General features: G+C 70.4%; 13 protein-coding genes. 5 read left to right on the top strand and 8 right to left on the bottom strand.

Annotation, left to right across the window (positions count from 1 at the left end):
• Positions 1–10: 10 nt before the first annotated feature.
• The 5 genes from J2Y46_RS19940 to J2Y46_RS19920 all read right to left on the bottom strand — a co-directional run bounded on the left by J2Y46_RS19940 (position 11) and on the right by J2Y46_RS19920 (position 12,289).
• Positions 11–6,079, bottom strand: coding sequence for an Ig-like domain-containing protein (locus tag J2Y46_RS19940; RefSeq protein WP_310244848.1), 6,069 nt, complete (start codon positions 6,077–6,079; stop codon positions 11–13).
• A 216-nt stretch (positions 6,080–6,295) separates the two neighbouring features.
• Positions 6,296–8,644, bottom strand: a complete 2,349-nt coding sequence (locus J2Y46_RS19935; RefSeq protein ID WP_310244846.1) for an excinuclease ABC subunit UvrA — start codon at positions 8,642–8,644, stop codon at positions 6,296–6,298.
• 165 nt (positions 8,645–8,809) lie between these two features.
• Positions 8,810–11,053 carry an LLM class flavin-dependent oxidoreductase gene (locus J2Y46_RS19930; protein ID WP_310244844.1) on the bottom strand — a complete coding sequence of 748 codons (2,244 nt, stop codon included), beginning with the start codon at positions 11,051–11,053 and terminating at the stop codon, positions 8,810–8,812.
• 9 nt (positions 11,054–11,062) lie between these two features.
• Positions 11,063–11,674: a helix-turn-helix domain-containing protein gene (locus J2Y46_RS19925; RefSeq protein WP_310244843.1), complete on the bottom strand. Its 612-nt coding sequence runs from the start codon at positions 11,672–11,674 to the stop codon at positions 11,063–11,065.
• A 39-nt stretch (positions 11,675–11,713) separates the two neighbouring features.
• Positions 11,714–12,289 carry a DNA-3-methyladenine glycosylase I gene (locus J2Y46_RS19920; protein WP_310244842.1) on the bottom strand — a complete coding sequence of 192 codons (576 nt, stop codon included), beginning with the start codon at positions 12,287–12,289 and terminating at the stop codon, positions 11,714–11,716.
• A 135-nt stretch (positions 12,290–12,424) separates the two neighbouring features.
• Here J2Y46_RS19920 and J2Y46_RS19915 point away from each other — a divergent pair, with 135 nt between their 5' ends.
• Positions 12,425–12,832 (top strand): hypothetical protein, encoded by a 408-nt coding sequence (locus J2Y46_RS19915; protein ID WP_045297657.1) that lies wholly within the window; start codon positions 12,425–12,427, stop codon positions 12,830–12,832.
• A gap of 126 nt (positions 12,833–12,958) precedes the next feature.
• On the opposite strand, the gene J2Y46_RS19910 is transcribed toward J2Y46_RS19915, so the two are convergent.
• On the bottom strand, positions 12,959–15,064 hold the full coding sequence (locus tag J2Y46_RS19910) for an acyl-CoA dehydrogenase (protein WP_045297706.1): 2,106 nt from the start codon (positions 15,062–15,064) through the stop codon (positions 12,959–12,961).
• 220 nt (positions 15,065–15,284) lie between these two features.
• On the opposite strand from J2Y46_RS19910, the gene J2Y46_RS19905 reads away from it, so the two are divergent.
• Both J2Y46_RS19905 and J2Y46_RS19900 read left to right on the top strand, forming a co-directional pair.
• Entirely contained in the window at positions 15,285–15,641 is a 357-nt protein-coding gene (locus J2Y46_RS19905) for a VOC family protein (RefSeq protein WP_310244840.1), read from the top strand.
• 135 nt (positions 15,642–15,776) lie between these two features.
• Positions 15,777–17,051 carry a GNAT family N-acetyltransferase gene (locus tag J2Y46_RS19900; RefSeq protein ID WP_310244839.1) on the top strand — a complete coding sequence of 425 codons (1,275 nt, stop codon included), beginning with the start codon at positions 15,777–15,779 and terminating at the stop codon, positions 17,049–17,051.
• Between the two features lie 87 nt (positions 17,052–17,138).
• On the opposite strand, the gene J2Y46_RS19895 is transcribed toward J2Y46_RS19900, so the two are convergent.
• Positions 17,139–18,833, bottom strand: coding sequence for a formate--tetrahydrofolate ligase (locus tag J2Y46_RS19895; RefSeq protein ID WP_310244837.1), 1,695 nt, complete (start codon positions 18,831–18,833; stop codon positions 17,139–17,141).
• Between the two features lie 57 nt (positions 18,834–18,890).
• Positions 18,891–19,655, bottom strand: a complete 765-nt coding sequence (gene ddaH, locus J2Y46_RS19890) for a dimethylargininase (protein WP_045297661.1) — start codon at positions 19,653–19,655, stop codon at positions 18,891–18,893.
• A 166-nt stretch (positions 19,656–19,821) separates the two neighbouring features.
• Between ddaH and J2Y46_RS19885 the strand changes: the two genes are divergently transcribed.
• Positions 19,822–21,300 (top strand): APC family permease, encoded by a 1,479-nt coding sequence (locus J2Y46_RS19885; protein ID WP_045297662.1) that lies wholly within the window; start codon positions 19,822–19,824, stop codon positions 21,298–21,300.
• Positions 21,297–22,190, top strand: a complete 894-nt coding sequence (locus J2Y46_RS19880) for a universal stress protein (protein ID WP_310244834.1) — start codon at positions 21,297–21,299, stop codon at positions 22,188–22,190. Before J2Y46_RS19885 ends, J2Y46_RS19880 begins: the two co-directional genes overlap by 4 nt.
• The last annotated feature ends 125 nt before the right edge of the window (positions 22,191–22,315 follow it).

The following is a 22,315-nucleotide window of genomic DNA, read 5'->3' as shown; positions in this document are numbered from 1 at the left end:
GGCACAGCGGTCAGTACCAGACCATCGATTCGGCGTTGCCCGTGCCGCCCGGGCCGCTGTAGCTCACCCAGCTGGTGTACCCGGTGTAGCCGGTGTAGCAGCCCAGCTGCACGCTGCCGTTGGCCGGCACATAGAAGGTGCGGTTGCCCCATCGACCCTCGGTGTCGTTGCAATTGAGCGTGTAATTGCCGGCGACCCAGTTCTCGACGTTCAGCACCATGTAGCCGCAGGACGCGCTGCTGCAGCCCGGCATGCCCTGGGCGCTCGAGCCCTTGCTGGTCCAGGCGCGCGGCTTCGGGGCATCCACCGTCCGTGCCGAGTCCGACACGACAGCACTCCATTGGCCGGCGGCATCCTGTGCGCGCGCGTCGATCCGGTGCGTCTCGCTGTAGCCGTAGTTGGCCGACGTCGAGCCGTTGTTCGCGACGTTCTGCCAGCCGCCGCCGTCGATGCGGATCTGCATCTGGGTGATGGCACGACCGTTCGGCGACGGGGCGCTCCACGAGTACGTGATCGATCGGCCATTGGCGGAAGCCGACACACCCGGGTTGCGGACGGGACCGTACGGCTTGGCCACGTTCGACGCCGCCGACGGGTCGCCGTTGTACCGCACCCCGTCCATCGCGGTGTACGCGCGCAGCCGCACCGTGTAGTCGGTGCCATTGCTGAGCCCGCCGATGGTGTTGCCGGTGAGCGACTGCCAGTTTCCGCCGTTGAGCGAGTACTCGTACTTGACCTCGCCGGCCGTCGCGCCGTTGCCGGGCGCGGGCGAGTACGACACGTCGATGCTGCTGTCACCGCGCGGCGTCGTCGCGCTCACGGCCGTCGGCGCACCCGGCACGCCGAACGCGCGACGCGGTGCCGATTGAGCACCCCACGCACTCCAGCCCGCCTTGTTCGAGGCGCGGACGCGGAACGTGTAGTCGCTCGTGGACGTCGCGACGTTGATCGCCTGACGGGTCTGCGTGCCCGGGATGCCGGTGACAGTGTTGATGACGCTCGAGCCCTGCATCACCTGCACCTCGTAGCCCGAGATCGCGTCGCCGTTGTCGGCCGGCGCACCCCACACCACCTCGAGCTGGGCCTGATTGCCCACCGGGTCGAGACGGTTCACCGACGGGGCCCCGGGGGCCTCAGGCGCGCGCGCCGGGATCTCGCTCACCGACCACGGGCTGAAGCTCGACGGGTCGGGCGCGCGGTTGTGCGCCTGCACGCGCACCTGGTACGCGACGCCGTTCTGCAGCCCGTCCCACACGATCGAGTTGCCCGTGACCTCGGTCTTCTGGCCGAGCCCCGACGGCGGCGCGGGCGAGATCTCGAGCGTGTACTTCTCTACCGGCGAACCCGGCGTCGTCGGCGTCACCCACGAGACGGTGAGACTCCGGTCGCCGAACACGAGGGTCGGCGCGGCCGGTGTGTCGGGCCGGGCGTCTGGGCGGGCCGTCTCGGACGGCGCCGACGGGTCGGAGGGGCCGACGCGATTCTCGGCCACCACGGTGAAGTTGTACTCGACGTTGTTCGTCAGCTGGTCGAGGGTGCACGTGGTCGCGAGGCAGACCTTCTCGTAGCCGCCGGTCGTCGAGGTGACGAGGTAGCGCTCGATCTCGGCGCCGTTGTTGGCCGGCGGCGTCCACGACAGCACGACCGTGCGATCCTGCACGCTCGAGACGATCGGGGTGCCCGGAGCATCGGGCTTGCCCTGCACGGTCAGCCGGATGCGGCCCTCGACCTCACGATCGGGATCGCCCGTGGCGTCCTGCACGCGATAGCGCACCACCATCGTGCCGAAGAACTTGGCGTCCGGCGTGACCTCGACCTGGTCGCCCGCCACGCGGACATCGCCCTGACCGGTCTCGGTGAGCGCCGTCGTCACCTTCAGCGGCTTCCCCGGGAAGGGGTTCACGTCGTTGCTCAGCACCCCCACGGTGACGGTCTTGCCTTGGTGGGCCTCCGGCACGATGTCGTCGTTGGCGGTGGGCAGCTCGCGCGTCGATGCGATCACTCGCACGTTGACGGTGCCGTCGACCGGCTCGGTGGTGCCGTCGTCGATCCTCAGGCGGATCGTCGCCGCGGTGCCCTTCTTCGTCTCGGCCGCCGCGCTGACCTTCAGCTCGTCGCCGTCGATCGTCGCCGTCATGCCCTCGGGGGCGCCGCCGACGATCTGGTACTCGATGCGGCCCGCGTCCTCGGGATCGGGGTCGGTCGTGAGTCCGCCGAGGTCGAGCGTCGTCGCGTCCTCGCCGGGCGCGACATCCATCTGCCCGTTCACGAACGTCGGCTGCTGGTTCTCTGGCGGCAGCACGGTGATCGGAAGGGTCAGCGTGGCCTTAAGACCCTCGGGGTCGTCGGGCCCGGTCCCGTCGGTCACCTCGAAGGTGATGGCGTCCGGTCCGAAGTAGCCCTGCGCCGACGTGTAGACGAGCGTCGTCTGATCCTTGATCAGCGACGAGCCGTCGTTGTGGGCGGCGGTGACCTTGGCGGCCTCGGTGATGACGACCTTGCCGCCGCCCGCCGCACGCACGTACTTCGAGAGCGCCAGCTCGACGGTCTCGCCGCTGTTGACCTCGACCGGCTCGGCCGACACGAGGGTGGGCGGCAGCGAGGAGAGAGAAGGGACGTGGATGAACGCGGATGCCTCGTTCCCGTCGCGGTCGGTGATCGTGTAGGTGACGAGCCGGTCGGCGTCGCCGAGCGTGATCCGCACCTTGCCGTCGGCGAGCACGCGCGAATCCGCGTCGGCCACCTTCAGCTCGAGGTCGTCGACCGTGCCGTCGGGGTCCTCGTCGTTCGCGAGCACCTCGAGGTCGACGACGCCGTCCTCGACGTCGGCCGCGCGGACGTAGTCGTCGCGCGCGATCGGCTTCTGCAGGGGCACGTCCTCGGCGACGGTGATCTGCAGCACGGCCTTCGCCTCGGCGCCGCGCGCGTCGCGGATCGTGTACTGCAACGACGTCTCGACGGGCTGCGACGGCGAAGTGACCACGACGCGGTTGCCGTCGACCTTCGCCTTCAGGCCCGCCACGTCGGGCAGGATCAGGCCGTTCTTGACGATGCCGAACTCGTCGCCGTCGGGATCGGAGTCGTTCGCGAGCACCGGCACGGCGACCGAGCGACCGGGACGCATGATCACGGAGTCCTTGACGGCGTACGGCGCCTGGTTCACGCCCTCCGGAGGCGCGATGCCGACGCGGATGGTGGCCGTGGCCTCCGCGCCGAGGCGGTCGCGCACGCGGTAGGTGAAGGTGTCGACGCCCGCGGTGTCGTCGAACGCCTCGTAGACGAGGTGGTCGGATCCGGTCTCGGTGATCCGGCCCTTCCCCGGCGATGATGCGAGGCCGACGAGCTCGACGGAGTCGCCGTCGGAGTCGATGCCGTCCAGCGGCACCGCGATACGCACGCGACTGCCGCCGAGAACGCGGGCGGTGAGGTCGCGTGGGCGAGGGGCCGCGTTGGTGTCGGCGTTCACCGGCAGCACCTGGATCGTGATGTAGCCGGCGTCCTTCTGCCCGGTGCTGTCGACGGCCTCGTATGTCGCGTAGACCGTGCCCGGCTCGTCGGAGGCGCGGAAGCGCACGGTGTCCTGCGAGACGAAGATCTCGCCGTCCTCGGGCTCGATGAGGGGCGGCACCAGCTCCGGCGCGACGTGGATCGTGTCGCCGTTCGGGTGGTAGTCGTTGTCGAGCACCGGGATGGTCACGACGTCTCCGGCGCGCACCACCACCTGGTCGTCGTTGGCGACCGGCGGGCGCAGCTGAGCGGGGGCCGGGATGGGGATCACGATGACGTCGCCCTCGGCCGACTGCGAGCCGTTGGAGATGCGGTACGAGATGCGCACCTGCTCCGACAGCGCCGCCTGGTCGCTGATGCGGAGAGTCTCGTGGTTCAGCACGGCCACCGCGACGCCCGAGTTGGGCTCGACGGTGACCGACTGAACGACGAGGATGCCGCCGGAGGGGTCGGAGTCGTTGGTCAGGACGTTGACGAGCACCTCGCCGCCGCTCGGCAGCAGGGCGACGTCGCGCACGGCGACCGGCGGCAGGTCGGTCTCGCCGTCGGGGAGCACATCGACGCGCACGATGCCCGGAACGCCGGCTGCTCCTGCGGCGACCATGTACTGGACGTAGTACGTCCCCGGCGTCGCCGAGCGGAACGTGAAGGTCTTGTTCGCGTAGTCGGGGACGATGTCGGCACCCGTCACCGGGTCGACGCGCGCAAGGCGCAGCGGCTCGCGGCCGGCGCCGACGTCGTTCGCGAGCGGGGAGACGGTGGCCGTCTGTCCGGCGCGGACGGCGATGTAGTCGGCGTTCGTCACCGGGTCGATCGAGCCGACCGGGCGCACGTCGAAGCGGACGGTGCCGACGGTCACATCCGACCCGTCCGAGACGGTGATCTCGACATCCTTGCGGCCCTGCGTGCCGCCCACCGCGCGATACGTGATGCGCCCGTCCGACGTGTAGTCGGCCTCGTCGCCCTCCGCCGGCTGGACGGAGCCGAGGAACACGTCGTCGCCATCGGGGTCGATCCAGTCCGGCAGCACGTTGTATGTGATGGTGCCGCCGGCCTCGACGGCGACGGTCGTCACGCGATTCTGCTTCGGCGGCGAATTGACGTCCCAGCCGTGCACCGCGAGCGAGACACGGGCGGTGTCGGTGCCGCCACGCCCGTCGGAGACCTCGTACGTGAAAGAGGTCGAGCCCTGGGCGTCCTCCGGGACCGCGATCTGCAGCGACCGGCCGTTGTCGATCGACTGGATCTCGCCCACCGAGGGGCCGCCGTCGACGACGCGCGTCGTCAGCACGTCGCCGTCGGGATCGCTGTCGTTGTCGAGGATGGGCAGGATCGTGGTGCGGCCCGGACGCACGCCCAGGTCGTCGTCGTTCGCGTCGGGTGGGGTGTTGATGTCGGAGCGCTCCGGGAGGACCGTCTCCGTCGTCTCCTCGGTGGTCTGCTCGTCGTCCTCGGTCTCGCCCTCGGGAGGGGTGATCTCGTCCCAGTTGTCGACGCGCTGCAGGTCTTCGGCGGCCATCCAGGTGGCTCCGCCGACGACGTCGTTGAGCACGACCACGTCGCGGTTGACGCGGAACTTCAGCAGCGATGTCGGCTCGATGCCGTCGATGTCGGCCGCGAGGTCGTCGGCCTCGCCGGCGCAGTCGCGCACGAACCGGCCCGAGCCCGTCCACGCGGCGTAGCCGCAGCCGTCGAGCCACACCGGCGCGGCCGGCGCGCCGTCTGCACCGGCCTTCACGCTCGTCGGCTCCGACCCGTCGAACGGCACGCGCACGAAGGCGGAGGCCGTGGAGAGCGCGACGGCATCGGACGCTGCGGACGGCTGCTGCAGGACGGCGTTGCGTCCGCCGTCGATCTCGGACGCACGGCCGTCGACGATCACGGTCGCGGTGGCCGTGTCGAGCACGGCGGGTTTGTCGCCGACAGCCGTGACTGAGAGCTCGGCCTTGCCGTCGATTCCGGGCAGCCCGGCTCGCGAGGGCTCTTCCGGGGTTCCGTCCGCCCCGACCCGGATCGTGATCAGCTCGGCGCTCTCGGGCGAGACCGCGTAGACGACGCCGTCGACACCGACCGCGACATCCGCTCCCTTGCCGACGCTGGCAGTGGGGTCGGTGCCCTCGATCTGGAACGAGCCGACGCTTGCGCTCGGAACCACCCACAGGTCGCCGGAGGCGCGGTCCAGGATCGCGACCGTCTCGCCGCCGAGCGCCACGTCGGCGTCGCCGGGCAGGCCGGCAGCCCCCGACAGGGCGACCATGGCGGGGTCGATGACACTCACGGACGAGCCCGAGTCGTCGACGAGGAGGACGGTGCTGCCCGACTGGAGGATGTCGTAGTCGTCGCTCGTGGTGCGCAGGCCGCCGTCGAGCACCTGGGACTCGTGGTTGAAGTGGCCGACGAGCAGGCTCGACTGCTTCGTCACCCAGACACCGCCGTCGTGGAGGTCGACCTCAGTGGTGGGCACGCCCTGATAGACGAACGCGAGCGTCGTGATCGTGACCGCCGCAGCCGTCACCGCGCCCGCCGACGCGAGGGCGCGCGGGCGCGCGCGAAGCCAGGCGAATGAGCTCATGGGACGTCGGCCTCCTCCGGGGCATCGTGCGTCTTGTCGTGGCGTGGGACCCCGGCGAGGGGCGTCGCGAGCTCACAGAAGACCTGGGGGAACACCCCAGCCTAACCCGCGGCACGGGGTGTGACGAGACAGGGAGTGTCAACTCCGGAGATCGTATTCCACCTGATCAGACATGATCGATGGGGACAAACACCCATCCCCGGCCGCGGGCTTCGGTCACGCGCCGACGTACTCCCGCAGATGCTGGGCCGTCAGCGTCTCTGCACCCGCGACGAGGTCGGCGGGCGTGCCTTCGAACACGATCGAGCCGCCGTCGTGTCCGGCCCCCGGACCGATGTCGATGATCCAGTCGGCGTGCGCCATCACGGCCTGGTGGTGCTCGATCACGATCACGCTGTTGCCGGCTTCGACCAGGCGATCCAGCATCCCCAGCATGTTCTCGACATCGGCGAGGTGCAGCCCGGTGGTCGGCTCGTCGAGCACGTAGATCGCGCCCTTCTTCGCCATCGAGATCGCGAGCTTCAGGCGCTGACGCTCGCCGCCCGACAGGGTGTTGAGCGCCTGGCCGAGCGTGATGTAGCCGAGGCCGACGTCGATCATGCGCATCAGAGTCGTGTGTGCGGGACCTTTGGAGAAGAAGACGGATGCCTCGGCCGCCGACATCGCGAGCACCTCGGCGATGTTCTTGCCGTCGAGCGTGTACTCGAGCACCTCGTCGCTGAAACCCGATCCCTCGCAGAGCTCGCAGAGGGTCTCGACCGTCTGCGTGAACCCGAGGTTCGTGATGATCACGCCGAGGCCGCGGCACGCGGGACAAGCGCCCTCGGAGTTCGCGCTGAAGAGCGCGGGCTTGACGCCGTTGGCCTTCGCGAACGCGGACCGGATCGTGTCGAGGATGCCGGTGTACGTCGCCGGGCTCGAGCGCCGGTTGCCCTTGATGGGCGACTGGTCGACGACCACGACGTCGTCGAAGCCGGGCACGTTGCCGTGGATGAGCGACGACTTCCCCGACCCCGCGACGCCGGTCACGACGGTGAGGATGCCGAGCGGCACATCGACGTCGACCTCTTTGAGGTTGTGCTGGGTGGCTCCGCGGATCTCGAGCGCGCCCTTCGCGGCCCGCGTCGAGTCCTTGAGGCGCGCGCGGTCGCCGAGATGCCGGCCGGTGATGGTGCCGGACGTGCGCAGACCCTCGACATCCCCCTCGTACTGCACCTCGCCGCCCGCACGGCCGGCGCCGGGGCCCAGGTCGACGATGTGGTCGGCGATCTCGATGACCTCGGGCTTGTGCTCGACCACGAGCACCGTGTTGCCCTTGTCGCGCAGCAGCTTCAGCAGCCGGTTCATGCGCTGGATGTCGTGGGGGTGCAGGCCCGCCGTGGGCTCGTCGAAGACGTAGCTGATGTCGGTGAGTGCCGAGCCCAGGTGCCGGATCATCTTCGTGCGCTGCGCTTCGCCGCCCGAGAGCGTGCCCGAGGCGCGGTCCAGCGACAGGTAGCCGAGGCCGATGTCGATGAACGACGCGATCGTCTGGCGCAGGCCCACCATGAGCGGCGCGACCGAGGGGTCGTTCACCGTGTCGAGCCACACCGCGAGGTCCGTGATCTGCATGGCCGCAGCATCCGCGATGCTCGTCCCGTTGATCTTCGATGACCGCGCGCCCTCGTTCAGACGCGTGCCGCCGCAGTCGGGGCAGGGCAGGAACTTCACGGCACGGTCGACGAACGCGCGGACGTGGGGCTGCAGCGAGTCGCGATCCTTCTGGAGCATCGACTTCGTGATCTTCGGCACGAGACCCTCGTAGGTCATGTTGATGCCGGCGATCTTGACCTTGGTCGGCTCCTTGTAGAGGAAGTCGGCGCGTTCCTCGGCGCTGTAGTCCTGGATCGCCTTGGCGGGGTCCACGAAGCCGGACTCGGTGAACGCCTTCACCATCCAGCCGTCGGGGTTGTAGCCGGGAACCTGGATGGCACCCTCCCTGAGCGACTTGGTCTTGTCGTAGAGCTCATCGAGGTCGACGTCGCTCACCTCGCCGAGGCCCTCGCAGCGCGGGCACATGCCGCCGGTGATCTCGAACGAGCGGCGCTCCTTGACCTTCTTGCCGCCCTTCTCGAACGTCACGGCGCCGGCGCCCGAGACCGAGGGGATGTTGAACGAGAACGCCTGCGGAGAGCCGACGTGGGGCACGCCGATGCGGCTGAACAGCAGCCGCAGCATCGCGTGCGCGTCGGTCGCGGTGCCCACCGTGGACCGAGCGTTCGAACCCATGCGCTCCTGATCGACGATGATCGCCGGGCTCACGTTCTCGAGCGCGTCGACCTCGGGCCGGCTCAACTGCCCCATGAACTGCTGCACGAACGTCGGGTACGTCTCGTTGATGAGGCGCTGCGATTCGTTCGCGATCGTGCCGAACACCAGCGACGACTTGCCGGACCCGCTCACCCCGGTGAACACCGTCAGGCGGCGCTTCGGGATGTCGACCGACACGTCCTTGAGGTTGTGCTCGCGGGCGCCGACGACGCGGATGACCTCGTGCGAATCAGCGATGTGGGACTCGGATGCCATGCCGACGAGTATGCCGGTCAACCCGGACACCTCGCTTCCTGAATCCTGCTCCATCCGGACCACCTGGGGGGTTTGGGGCGCAGTTATTCCGTTGGGGCGGAGAATCTGCGCCCCAACGGAAGGAATGCGCCCCAAACGCGGGGGACGGGGGACGGATGCTGCGCCTCAGGCCGCCTCGGAGTCCGCAGGCTCGATCGCGAAGTTGTCGCGGAAGACGCACGTCGGGTCGTAGGTCGCCTTCACGCGACGCAGTCGGGAGAGCGTCGCGGGCGGGAAGGCCTCGGCGATCCGCTCCGGCCGCTCGGACGAGTCGAAGCTCAGGTACATGCCGTCGACATGATCCGCGAGCGTGCGCCACTGGGCGTCGAGCCGGTCGGGGTGGGATCCGAGTGCGGCGACCGAGAAGTTCGCCGACCGGTGCGCGTACGCGGTCGCGTCCTCCGCGACGTCGGCCACCGCCCCACCGACCGCGCGGAGCTGGAAGAACGGCACGGCGCCGGAGTCCAGCATCCGTGACGCCGCCTTCGCGAAGGCGGGCGTGACGTGCTCGATGAGCCCGGAGCGGGAGTGCGGCTCGCCGGCACCGTGCTGCGGGCCGAGGTCGGCGTTCGCCATGATCTGCGCGTAGGTCGTCAGCTGCACGGACTGCTGGACAAGGGGGGCGAGCTCGGCGAACGGCTGCAGGCGGGCGATGATCGTGTCGGGGTCGTCGGAGTCGACGATCCCGTAGAGCTGGACGACCTGCGGCTGACCGGGGCGCGGTCCGCCGGTGAGCAGGAACAGCGTGAGGTCGCGCGGCGACTCCTCGACGATGCGCCCGTAGCCCTCGAGGAACTCCGCCACGTCGTCCACCTGGAACGCGAGCTGCGCGTAGCCCACCTGACCGACCTCGCGGGCCTCGAACTCGAACGCCGTGACGATTCCGACGTTGGCGCCGGCCCCGCGGATCGCCCAGAAGAGGTCTGGGTGGGTCGAGGCATCCGTCCGCACGATCGAGCCGTCGGCGAGCACCACCTCGGCCGCCCGGAGATGGTCGATGGTGAGGCCGTGCTCGCGGGCGAGGAGGCCGATGCCGCCCGCCGTCGCGAGACCGCCGACGCCCACGCCGCCGTAGTCGCCGGACGTCAGCGCCCAGCCGTGCTCCCCGAGCGCTGCGGCGACCTGCGCCCAGCGCGCTCCCGGTCCGATGCGCACGAGCCTGCGGTCGGTGTCGAGCACCTCGATCTCGTCGAGGCTGCGGAGGTCGATCACGATGCCGCCGTCGTTGGTGCTCCGGCCGCTGATGCCGTGGCCACCGCTGCGCACCGCGAGAGGAAGTTCGGGATGCCGCCGCGCGAACGCGAGCGACTCTGCGACCTGTTCGGCCGACGAGGGCTGGAGCACGATCCCCGGCCGCCCGCCGCGCATGTAGGTGGCGCGCACGTCGCTGTACTCGAAGTCTCCGGGCTCGATCGCGCGGAGGCCGGCCGGCACGTCGTCGTACGCGATGCCGTCACGGCGTGCGGCGAGCGCCGCGGCTGACCGCACCGGCGCGGCGTCGACCCCGCGGGTGCCGCGCGCGGCGGCCACCAGCTCGCGAACGGCGGGGGCCACCTCCTCGCCGAAGCGCTGGAGCAGGTTCGGGTCGTCGCCGGCGAGGATGAACGTGCCGATGCCGTCCTCGACCGCGAGCTTCGCGAGGCGCTCGGCGAACTCGCGCGGATCGGCGGCGAGCTGCCCGATGTTGAGCAGACGCCGGATCTCGCGCGGGTCGCGGCCGACGGACTGCGCAGCCTCGTCGATCGCGGCGTTGCCCTTGGCGAGGTCGCCCGGCTGCATGTAGCCGAGCGACGGCAGCCATCCGTCGCCCTTGCGCCCGGTGAGCGCGAGCATGCGCGGCTTGTACGCGCCGATGTGGATCGGGATGTCGTGCGCCGGCCGCGGCCCCCGCTTCGCGCCGTGCACCGCGTGGAACTTCCCGTCGGTGAACACGCCCCGCCGCTCGTCGGTGCGCCACAGCTCGCGGATGAGGTCGATCGCCTCGCCCAGCGCCGTCACGGCCTGACCCGGCGTGAGCCGCCTGCCGCCCATCGCTTCGATGGCGTCCCAGAATCCGCCGGCACCGAGGCCGAGGTCGAACCGCCCGCCCGACAGCAGGTCGATGCTCGCGGCGGCGCGCGCCACGACGGCGGGCGGGCGCAGCGGCACGTTCAGCACGTTGGGCGCGATGCGGATGGTGGAGGTGCGTGCCGCGACGAAGGACATGAGCGTCCACGTGTCGAGGAACGCTGGCTGATACGGGTGGTCCTGGAAGGTGACGAGATCGAGACCGGATGCCTCGGCCACCTGCGACAGCAGCACCGGGGCCTCGGGGCTCGCGGCGGAGGGGGTGATGAAGGCGCCGAATTCGAGCGGGTGTCCGTAGTCCATGAGGTCCTTTCAGCCGAGTGCCGCGGGGCGACGGATCGCTGCGACGCCGGCCGGTGAGTCGGGGGCTGCCTGGGGGTCGGGACGCATGCCCGAAAGGAGGATGTCGAGGAGCAGGTCCCGGTCGGCAGGGACGCCGAGACGCACGGCGTGCTCGACACCGCAGAGGAGTCGCTGCAGTTGCGCGGCCGAGACGTCGCCGCGCACGACGCCGTCTCGCTGGGCCCGCGAGAGCACCGCGTCGTAGCCCGCGAACACCTTGCCCCGCGCCGCGGCGCACTCGTCGTGCAGCACGGGATCCGTGCGGGCCATGTCGGTGAGCACGGCTTCGAGACCGCCGTCCTCGAGCTGGAGCGTCAGGGCGTCGTCGAGGAACCGCCGGAACGCCTGCCGCGCGTCCGGTTCGGCGGTCGCGCGGTCGGCGGCGTCGCCCAACCGCACCAGCGTGTCGACGCTGAGCGCCTCGACGAGCGCTCTCACGGTCGGGAAGTGCCGATAGACGGTGCCGATGCCGACGCCCGCAGCGCGGGCGATGTCGTTGAGTCGCAACGCGCGCACGTCATGCCGGCGCGCGACCTCGAGGATGCGCTCACGGCTGCGCAGGGCATCGGCTCGGGGGCTCACGCCCTCAGCCTACACCCGAAACGGATGAACTATCCGTTTCTACGGAGCCACCCTCCAGCAGCCGTCGACGTGATCGTCGACCATGCCGGCGGACTGCATCAGGGCGTACATCGTCGTCGGGCCCACGAACCGGAACCCGCGCTTTCGGAGCGCCTTGCTCATCGCCGCCGCCTCGGCGGTGATCGCCGGAACGTCCGCGAAGGTCGCCGGGCGTCGGTGGGATGCCGGGGCGAAGGACCACATGAAGGCGTCGAGCTCGCCGGGCTCGAGCTCGAGCACCAGGCGCGCGTTCGAGATCGTGGCCTCGATCTTGGCGCGGTTGCGGATGATGCCGGCATCAGTCATCAGGCGTGCGATGTCGTCGTCGCCGAACGCCGCCACCGCCTCGGGCTCGAAGCCCGCGAACACCTCGCGAAACCGCGGGCGCTTGCGGAGGATCGTGATCCACGACAGCCCCGCCTGGAACCCTTCGAGGCTCATCTTCTCGAAGAGGGCCCGGTCGCCGTGCAGGGGCACACCCCACTCCTCGTCGTGGTAGCGGGCGTACTCGAGGTCGTCGCCAACCCACGCGCAGCGCGCGCGGCCGTCGGCGCCGAGGCGGACATCGGTGCTCACTGCGCCAGCCTAGGCTCCCCCGCCGACGTCGCCGGAGTTCAGACGCGCGTCACCACGCCGATTCCCGGATGCCGCCCGCGTCGCTTACCTTGGAATGTCGGGCTGTTCGGGTCCGCGCAGCTGGGAGGCAGGACCATGAAGATCGTCGCGTCGGCGGATTGGCGGGACTCGGTCCCCTTCGAGAACCCCGTGCTCCTCGCGGACGTGGTCCCGGGCGAGGCGACGCGCTGCTTCACGTGCGGCCCCGACTCCGAGCTGCTGCCCCGCACCGAGCTGTGGGCGTACAAGCACCGTCACCCCAAGAACCACGACGGCTACGTGCGCTTCTATTGCGCGTACCACGTCCCCGCAGCGGCGATCGTTCCGCAGCCGGCGGCGGCCGCGCCGACCGCGCGCGCGAAGTCGTCGTCCCCGCGTCCGGCCGCGCAGCGTCGCGTCGCGAAGCCCGTCGTCCCCGAGCGCGTGCGCGCGATGTGCCCGAACTGCTTCATCGAGGTCTCCGCGACGGGCGAATGCGGCAACTGCGGCTGGACCGCCTCCTGACGGACGATCCCGATCCTCGATCGAGGATCGTTGCCGAGCAGCGGAGCCGTCGGCGCAGACCAGCCCTCATCCCGGCTCCGCTCCTCATTCGAGGACGCCGGCTCGCACGGTGCGAGCCGGGCGCCGTCACTTCTTCTTGAGCGACTTCTCCGACACAGGGGCGGTTCCCGACGCGGCGAGCGCGCGGTAGTACTCGCGCGCCTCGTCCTGGCGCGTGCGCTCGGCACCCGACGCGATGGGAGCGCGGACGTGCTCGGGCGCGAAGCCATAGGCGTCGACGAGATCCTGCGCGTGCGGACGCAGCCTCGCCGCGAGCCGGTCGATGTAGCGGGAGACGGATGCCGCGCGCTGGGTCGAGAGCCGCCCGTTGATGATGTACCACGCAAGGTGCTTCTCGATGAGGTGCAGCCCGAACAGGTCGCGGAGCCAGGTCAGCACCTGCTTCGTGCCCTCGTCGGAGACGCGGTTCACTCCGTCGGTGAAGGCCTCCCACTGCAGGAGTTCGCCGTGAGCACGGGCGGCCTCGATGAGTTCCGACTGGTGGCTGTTGAAAAGCGCCGCCGCCTCGGCGGGCGACAGCTTCGCGGCCGGACGCAGGGCGGCGGCGACGTCCGCCACCATCTGCTGCACGCGGCCGGCGAGCAGTTCGTGCTGCTGGTCGGTGCGCAGTCCCAGCTCGATCGAGCGCGCCGTCGAGCCGAAGTCGGTCACGGTCTGCCCGAGCTGGCGCAGGCCCGCTCCGTGGAACACCTTGCCCGCCGTGTGGCCGACGGCGAAGCGGGCGAGGGCCGCGGCATCCTTCCCCTTGAACTGCTTGGCGTAGTCCGACAGGAGCCGCTTGCCGACCAGCTGGAGCAGGACGTTGTTGTCGCCCTCGAAGGTGACGTAGACATCGAGGTCCTGGTGGAGGCCGACCATGCGGTTCTCGGCGAGGAAGCCGGAGCCGCCGCAGGCCTCGCGGGCTTCCTGGATCGTGCTCAGCGCGTTCCACGTCGACAGCGGCTTGAGCGCCGCCGCGAGGGTCTCGAGGTCCTCGCGCTCCTCAGGGGTGTCGGTGCGGCCCGAGAAGACCGCGTCGAACTTCTTCAGCAGCTCGTCGTGGCTGAAGAACTGCGCGTAGTTCTGGGCGAGGAGCGGCAGCAGGCGCCGCTGGTGCTTGCCGTAGTCGAGCAGCACGACCTCTTCGGTGCCCGCGCCCGAGTCGAACTGGCGGCGCTGGTTCGCATAGGTGAGCGCGATGTGCAGGGCGAGCGCGGTGCCGGTGGTCGCGGCGCCGTCGAGCGACACGCGGCCCTGCACGAGTGCACCGAGCATCGTGAAGAAGCGGCGGCCGGGCGTCGGGATGTCGGAGGTGTACGAGCCGTCCGCGGCGACCTGACCGTAGCGGTCGAGCAGGTTGAAGCGCGGGACGCGCACCTGGTCGAACGCGAGGCGGCCGTTGTCGATGCCGTTGAGGCCGCCCTTGACGCCGTCGTCCTCGCTGATGATGCCCGGGAGCATCGCACCCTCGTCGTCGCGGATCGGCACGAAGAAGCAGTGCACGCCGTAGTTGACGCCGCCCGTGATGAGCTGCGCGAACACGGTCGCCGCCTTGCCGTGCAGCGCCGCGTTGCCGAGGTAGTCCTTGTACGCGCCACGGAACGGCGTGTGGATGACGAACTCCTCGGTCTCGGGGTCGTAGGTCGCGGTCGTGCCGATCGACGCGACATCCGATCCGTGTCCGGTCTCGGTCATCGCGAACGCGCCCGGGATCGAGAGGTCGGTGATGCCCGGCATCCACTTGTCGTGGTGCTTCTCGGTGCCGAGCTGGAAGACGGCCGAGCCGAACAGGCCCCACTGCACGCCGGACTTGATCTGCAGGCTGGGGTCGGCGAGCACGAGCTCCTGGAAGCCGGCAAGGTTCGCCCCGTTGTCGTTCAGTCCGCCGAACTTCTCGGGCATCGCGCGGCGCGAGCCGCCGTGCTCGACGAGCAGGTGCAGCTGCGTCAGCACACGCTCGCGGTGCTCGGGCATCGGCTGGCCCTCGATGCGCCAGAACGCGGGGTCCTTGATCATCTCGCGGGCTTCGCGGCGGGTCTCGCCCCACGTCCCGAGGAGCAGATCGGTGACCGCAGCGATGTCGATACGGGGATCGGATGCCTCGGCAGCGGTGTGCGGAGCGGTCGGCGCTCCGCCGGCGGGTGTGTTCTTGTGGACGGCGGGCTTCTTGGTGCGGACGGCGGCGTCAGCCATGTGCATCACCTCTCGGTGCGACGGGAAGGATCAAGTTCCCTTAGACCGTAGGACTCCCACAACCTCCACTCAAAGCCTCTAGTGGATGTCCACAACGCTGGAGCGACCCTGGTGACGGATGCATTGTGCGAGACGCACAGCAAGGGCGCCTCGGGAGGCCGTGCCCGCGGTGTTCGGGCAGTACCGCGCGAAGGTCCGCGTCCAGGCCTAGGCTCAGGTCATGAGCCCGCCGACGGCGATCACGACCGCGTTCATCCCCGTGCACGATCCGCGAGCGAGCGCGCACTGGTACGCGGATGCGTTCGGCCTCGGCGTCGTCGAGGAGAGCGACTCCTCGAGCGTGCTCGCGGGCTCGCACGGGCAGGTGACGCTCATGGGCCCGAAGAGCGGCATCCACGTAGAACCGGGGCTGCCATGGGCGACCTGCAACTTCCGCGTCGACGACCTCGCCTCCGTGCACGAGCGCCTGGCGCGGCTCGGGGCGCACCCGGGCGACGAGCTCGGCGACCCCGACCGCTGCCTCTTCTTCACCGCGACCGACCCCGACGGGAACACCATCCTCGTGACCGACCGCTGAGCCCCGCCCGCTGACCCCCGTGCAGCCGCGCGGTCCCGTGCGGCCGTGTTTACGCGGCCGGTTGCCCGGCCACCCCCACGCCCACCCGGCCGCCCCGCCACGCAGCCATCGCCGCGCGGGCGCACAATGGACGGGATGACCGATGCGACCGTCACCCTCGCGGCGTGGGGTCCCGACGACCTGCCGCTGCTCGAGCGCGCCAACACGCCGGAGATGACGGCGCACCTCGGCGGTCCCGAGACGCCCGCCGAGCTCGCGCAGCGGCAGGAACGCCACCTCCGCCTCATGCGCACCGGCGAGGCGGTCATGTACCGGATCGAGCTCGGCGGCGTCGCTGTCGGCGGCATCGGGTACTGGCGGATCGACCACGACGGCACACCCGCGTGGGAAGCCGGGTGGAACGTGTTCCCCGAGTGGCAGGGCCGCGGCCTCGCTCGGGCGGCGCTGCGCCTGCTCACCCACGAGATCGCCGCCCGCCACGACCGCCACCTGCTCGTCGCCTTCCCGGGCGTCGACAACGCCGCGTCCAACGCGCTCTGCCGCACCGCGGGATTCGAGCACCGCGGTTCGGGCACGCAGCCCTGGCGCGGCTCGGAACTCTCTTTCCACATCTGGACCCTCGACCTCTCCCCCCTCGATCTCGATGGCCGCGAGCCCGACCTCGACGAGCGCTTCGGCGAGGGCGTGCTCGACGAGAAGGTGTGGTGGCCGCACTACCTGCCGCACTGGGCGTCGCGCGAGCGCACGGCCGCCCGGTACTCGATCGCGCCCGACGCGCTCGAACTCTTCATCGACGCCGACACCGCGCCGTGGTCACCCGAGTTCGACGGCGACAACCGCGTCTCGCACGTGCAGACCGGCCAGTTCTCGGGCGCGCGCGGCAGCACGATCGGGCAGCACCGCTTCCGCGACGGCCTGGTGGTGCGCGAAGAGCAGCCGGAGCGCCGGCTCCACCTCCCGCGGTACGGCGTGGTCGAAGTCCGCATGGCCGCGGTGCGCCACCCGGACGCGATGGTGGCGTTCTGGCCGATCGGCTTCGAGGACCGCCCCGAGGACTCCGGCGAGATCTGCATCGCCGAGATCTTCGGCAGCGAGGTCGGCGAGGAGGGCGGCTGGGTCGGCGTCGGCGTCAAGCGCCAGCACGACCCGCGCCTGCGCGACGACTTCGAGAAGATCCGTGTCGAGGGCGATCTCACCCAGATGCACGACTACGCCGCCGAGTGGACGCCCGACGCGGTGCGATTCTTCATCGATCACCGTTGGGTCAAGACCGTGCGCCAGCGCATCGACTACCCCGTCCAGCTCATGCTCGACCTCTACGAGCTGCCGCGCGCAGACCGCACGCGCGACGTCGCGGCGCTCCCCCACACGTTCCGCGTCGAGCGGGTGCGCACCTTCCCGCGCTCGTGACGCCCCGGGCCGCGTGCACCCGAGTGCGCACCGACCCGCCCCCGTGACGCCGCAGGGCCGGGCGAACCCGCGGTCTCGGCATCCGTCTCAGAAGAGCCCGACGATGCGCCCGTCGTCGTCGACGTCGATGCTGTTCGCCGCAGGGGTCACCGGCAGTCCGGGCATCGTCATGATGTCGCCGCAGATCATCACGACGAACCGCGCGCCGGCGGCGAGGCGCACCTCGCGGATGTCGACGACGTGGCCCGTCGGCGCACCGCGCAGCTTCGGGTCGGTGGAGAACGAGTACTGCGTCTTCGCGACGCACACCGGGTACCCGCCGTACCCCTCGTCCTGCAGGCGCTTGATCTGCGCGCGGACGGCGGTCGATGCGGTGACCTCGGACGCCCCGTAGATCCGCGTCGCGATCGCGCTCATCTTGCGCCACAGCGTCGCGTCGTCCGGGTATGTGAAGCGCAGCGCTCCTTCGTCGTCTGGTTGCGCGGCCCGCTCTTCGCACAGCCGCACGACCTCGCGCGCCAGGTCCTCCGCGCCCGCGCCGCCCTCGGCGAAGTGCTTCGCGACCACGGCGGTGACCCCGACGGACTGGGCGGCCGCGGCGAGCGCCGCGGTCTCAGCATCCGTGTCCTCGGCGCGATGGTTGATCGCGACCACCGTCGGGATGCCCCACGTCTCACGGAGGGTCTTGAGGTGCCGCAGGAGGTTGGCGGTGCCCTGCTCGAGGGCGGCGACGTTCTCGTGCGGGAGGCCCTGGACCTCGACGCCGCCATGGAACTTCATGGCGCGCACCGTGGCGACGACCACCGCGACGTCGGGGCGGAGCCCCGTGGTGCGGCACAGGATGTCGACGAACTTCTCCGCGCCGAGATCGGCGCCGAAGCCGGCCTCGGTGACGACGTAGTCGGCCATCCGCAGCGCGGAGTCGGTCGCGAGGTACGAGTTGCAGCCGTGGGCGATGTTCGCGAACGGGCCGCCGTGCACGAACGCGGGCGTGTGCTCGAGGGTCTGCACGAGGTTCGGCGCGAGCGCGTCGCGCAGGATCGCGGCCATGGCCCCGTGCGCGTGCAGGTCGCGAGCACGGATCGGAGCGCGGTCACGCGTGTACGCGACGACGATCTCGCCGAGCCGCTCCTTGAGGTCGGCGAGGTCGGTGGCGAGGCAGAAGATCGCCATCACCTCGCTCGCCACGACGATGTCGAAGCCGTCCTCGCGGGGGTAGCCGTTCGACGGACCGCCGAGGCCGATCACGGCGTCGCGGAGCGCCCGGTCGTTGACGTCGAGCACGCGCCGCCAGGTCACACGCCGCACATCGATGCCGAGCGCGTTGCCATGGTGCACATGGTTGTCGATGAGCGCCGCGAGCAGGTTCGTGGCGATCGCGATGGCCGAGAAATCGCCCGTGAAGTGGAGGTTGATGTCCTCCATCGGCACGACCTGCGCGTACCCGCCGCCCGCGGCGCCGCCCTTCATGCCGAACACCGGTCCGAGCGCGGGCTCGCGCAGGCAGATCATGGCACGCTCACCGATGCGGGTGAGCGCGTCACCCAGGCCGACAGTGGTCGTCGTCTTGCCCTCGCCGGCGGGTGTGGGCGAGACGGCGGTCATCAGCACGAGCCGCCCGCGCGGCTTGTCCTGGAGCGTCCGCAGGTGCCGCAGCGACACCTTCGCCTTGAACCGGCCGTATGGCTCGAGCTCCTCGTCAGGGATGCCGAGCCCTTGGGCGATCCGGGTGATCGGCCAGAGTTCGGCCTGCTGTGCGATCTCGATGTTGCTCGTGGCCACGCTCGCTCCCCGCTGCGGGCCTCGTCGCCCGCCTCCGTCAGCCTATGCGGGTGGCGCTCACACGTCGCGGACGCGCACCGAGAGGCACGTCACGCAGCCCTCGAGCTTCTCGAACTCCGTGATCGGCGTGGTGATGACCTCGAGCCCGCGCGACCGGTAGAGCTCGGCGGTCTCGGGCGCGTCGGCCGACATGAGCACGGTGGCGTCGTCGAGCACGACGACGGCGGTGCCGTGCTCCTCGGGCACCGCCAGGAAGTCCGGGTAGGCGGCCGGGTCGTCGACGAGCGGCTCGAACCCGACGACCGTGCCGTCGGGAAGCGCGGTCACGCCGCTCTTGAGGTGCAGCACCTTCGAGACGGGCACGCCGACGACGCTCCAGCCGCGCGGCGCGAGCAGGTCGCGCAGCTGCGTGATCCCTTCGTCGTTCGTGCGCAGCGTCCGCCCGACGTACACCGTGCGCCCGATCTTCAGCACGTCACCGCCGTCGAGCGTGCCCGGCAGCTCGATGGCGCGGTACGGGATGCCGGCACCCTCGAGCGTCGACCGCGTCGAGGCGATCTCGCCCCGGCGGGACTCCGCCCCCGGGCTCGTGAGCACCGCGAGGTCGCCGAACATGACGACGGCGTCTTCGATGAACACGCCGTCGGCGTGCTCGTCGGCCGGGGCGACCTCGACGACGTCCCAGCCACGCTGGCGGAACACGTCGACGTACGACTCCCACTGACGCTGCGCGAGCGCGGCATCGACGGGCACGCGCGCGATGTGGGTGAGCTCGCCCTCCGCGAGACGGGGCGATGGACGACGGACGAGAAGGCGCGGCATGGGCGCAAGGCTACCGCCGCGACCCCGGGGGGCAGCGTCCGTTCCCCCTCTGACGTCTGTGATCCCAGACGCTGGTCGGGTGCGCGGGCCTATGCCCGCCCCGCCTCGCGCACCAGACTGGGGGCACTCCGGGCGCTGTGGCCCGGCCACCCCGTGGGAGTCCGACATGGCCGCACTCGGCGAACAGCTCTTTCGACGCAAGCCCATCGTCATACAGCAGAAGCACCACAAGGGCGAGGAGCTCGCCCGCAACATCGGCACCTTCCAGCTCATGATGTTCGGCGTCGGCGCGACCGTCGGCACCGGAATCTTCTTCGTCCTGAGCGAGTCGATCCCCGAGGCAGGCCCCGCGGTGATCATCTCGTTCATCGTCGCCGCGATCTGCGCCGGCCTCTCGGCGCTGTGCTACGCCGAGCTCGCCTCAGCGATACCCGTGAGCGGATCCACCTACTCGTACACGTACCACGCGCTGGGCGAGATCTGGGCGGTGATCATCGCGGGCTGCGTGCTGCTGGAGTACGGCGTCGCCGTCTCGGCGGTCGCGGTGGGCTGGAGCGGCTATTTCAACGAACTGCTCGAGAACACGCTCGGCTTCCGGCTTCCGGATGCCCTGTCGGTGTCGTTCATACCCGGATCCGATGGCGCGGCGACCGGCGGCATCATCAACCTGCCCGCCGTCGTCCTCGTGGCCCTGTGCTGCCTGCTCCTGATCCGAGGGGTCGCCGAGTCGGCCACGGTGAACACGATCATGGTGCTGATCAAGCTCGGAGTGCTCGCGCTGTTCATCGTCCTCGGCTTCACCGCGTTCAACGCCGACCACTTCGAGAACTTCTTCGCGTTCGGCGCCGCCGGCATCAGCGCCGCGGCGGGGACCATCTTCTTCTCGTTCATCGGCCTCGACGCCGTCGCGACAGCGGGCGAGGAGGTGCGCAACCCGCAGAAGGCGCTCCCCCGGGCGATCATCGGCGCCCTCATCATCGTCTCGACCGTCTACATCCTGGTCGCGATCGCGGGTCTCGCCGCAGAGCCGGTCGAGTTCTACTCCACCGAGGAGGCCAGCGAGGCAGGCCTCGCCCAGATCCTGGAGAACATCACGGGCAACCCGATCTGGGGCACGATCCTGGCGGCCGGCGCGGTCGTCTCCATCTTCTCCGTGACGCTGGTGACGCTGTACGGGCAGACCCGCATCCTGTTCTCGATCTCTCGCGACGGGCTCGTCCCGCGGAAGTTCCTCCGCGTCAACGCCAAGACGATGACGCCGATCTACAACACGGTCGTCGTCTCGACGATCGTCGCGATCATCGCCGGCTTCGTGCCGTCCGACTACCTGTGGGACACCGTCTCGATCGGCACGCTGATGGCGTTCAGCGTCGTCGCGCTCGCCGTCATCGTGCTGCGTCGCACGAAGCCCGATCTCGAGCGACCCTTCCGGGTTCCGCTCTACCCGGTGGTTCCGATCCTCACCATCGCCGCGTGCGTCTACATCCTGTCGGGGCTGGCGGCCATCACATGGGTGATCTTCGGCACCTGGATCGCGATCGTGCTGCTCTACTACTGGTTCTACGGACGAAAGCACGCGACGCTGAACGACTACACCTCGGCGGAGCAGATCGCCGAGCCGATCCGTCCCGAGGACGAGACGTGACCTACCTCGTCGGATACGGACCGCGCGGCGACGATCGCAGCGCGATCGAACTCGCGTTCCAGTTCGCCCGCTCGCATCCCGAGCCGGTGGTGGCGGTGTCGGTCGTCCCGCAGGGCTGGGGCACCCCGCTCGCCGGCGGTGTCGACCGCGAGTACGAGGAGTGGGCCGCGAGCGAAGGCCGGCTGAGCGCGGAGCTCGCCCTGTCGGACTTCGCGCACCACCCCGGCATTCCCGCCGAGGCGGTGTGGGTCGCCGGCAGATCCGCGCCCGCGACGCTGATCGAGCAGGCCGTGGCGCGGGATGCGCGGATGATCGTCGTGGGATCCGCCGAGGACGCGGAGCCCGGGCGCGTGCGGCTGACCTCGAAGACCGACCGTCTCGTCCACTCCTCGCCTCTGCCGGTGGCCATCGCGCCGCGGAGCTTCCGCACGACGAGCGCGGTCACGAGGGTGACCGTCGGCTTCCGCGACGACGACGCCAGCTGGTCGCTGCTGAACCGCGTCGCGGAGTTCAGCAGGCTCGCGTCGGCGCGCATGCGCCTCGTGACGTTCCTCGTGAACCCGGCGCGCCGGCCCGTCACCACCGACATCAGCCACGCGCAGACCCAGGTCATCGAGCTGTGGGGAGTGCAGGCCGCGGCCGCGCTACAGGAGGCGGCAGCGCACCTGAAGACGCTGGGATTCTCGGACGAGGAGCTCGAGTACGGCATCGCCGCCGCCGGCGACTGGGGCACGGCGGTGTCGTCGGTCGGCTGGACCGAGGGGGACGTCATGGTCGTGGGATCGTCCTCCACGCACCGCCTGGCCCAGGTGTTCCTGGGCTCCAGCGCGTCGAAGATCCTGCGCAACGCACCCGTGCCCGTCGTGGTCGTGCCGGGGACCGGCGCGTAGCCCTGCACAGAATCGGAGGCTCTCGGCGACACGCCGGGTCACAGCATCCCGAGCCCGCGTGTCGGGCAGAGTCTCCGACTCTGTGCGCCGGAAACACGACGACGGATGCTGCGCCGCAAGGTCGC

The organism is Microbacterium sp. BE35 (assembly GCF_031457705.1).
Lineage (GTDB): Bacteria > Actinomycetota > Actinomycetes > Actinomycetales > Microbacteriaceae > Microbacterium > Microbacterium trichothecenolyticum.
This window is presented reverse-complemented; position numbering and strand designations above follow the sequence as displayed.

Coding starts and splice junctions, on each gene's coding strand:
- J2Y46_RS19940 (WP_310244848.1), bottom strand. CDS start 6,079: ATGAGCTCATTCGCCTGGCTTCGCGCGCGCCCGCGCGCCCTCGCGTCG.
- J2Y46_RS19935 (WP_310244846.1), bottom strand. CDS start 8,644: ATGGCATCCGAGTCCCACATCGCTGATTCGCACGAGGTCATCCGCGTC.
- J2Y46_RS19930 (WP_310244844.1), bottom strand. CDS start 11,053: ATGGACTACGGACACCCGCTCGAATTCGGCGCCTTCATCACCCCCTCC.
- J2Y46_RS19915 (WP_045297657.1), top strand. CDS start 12,425: ATGAAGATCGTCGCGTCGGCGGATTGGCGGGACTCGGTCCCCTTCGAG.
- J2Y46_RS19910 (WP_045297706.1), bottom strand. CDS start 15,064: ATGGCTGACGCCGCCGTCCGCACCAAGAAGCCCGCCGTCCACAAGAAC.
- J2Y46_RS19905 (WP_310244840.1), top strand. CDS start 15,285: ATGAGCCCGCCGACGGCGATCACGACCGCGTTCATCCCCGTGCACGAT.
- J2Y46_RS19900 (WP_310244839.1), top strand. CDS start 15,777: ATGACCGATGCGACCGTCACCCTCGCGGCGTGGGGTCCCGACGACCTG.
- ddaH (WP_045297661.1), bottom strand. CDS start 19,655: ATGCCGCGCCTTCTCGTCCGTCGTCCATCGCCCCGTCTCGCGGAGGGC.
- J2Y46_RS19885 (WP_045297662.1), top strand. CDS start 19,822: ATGGCCGCACTCGGCGAACAGCTCTTTCGACGCAAGCCCATCGTCATA.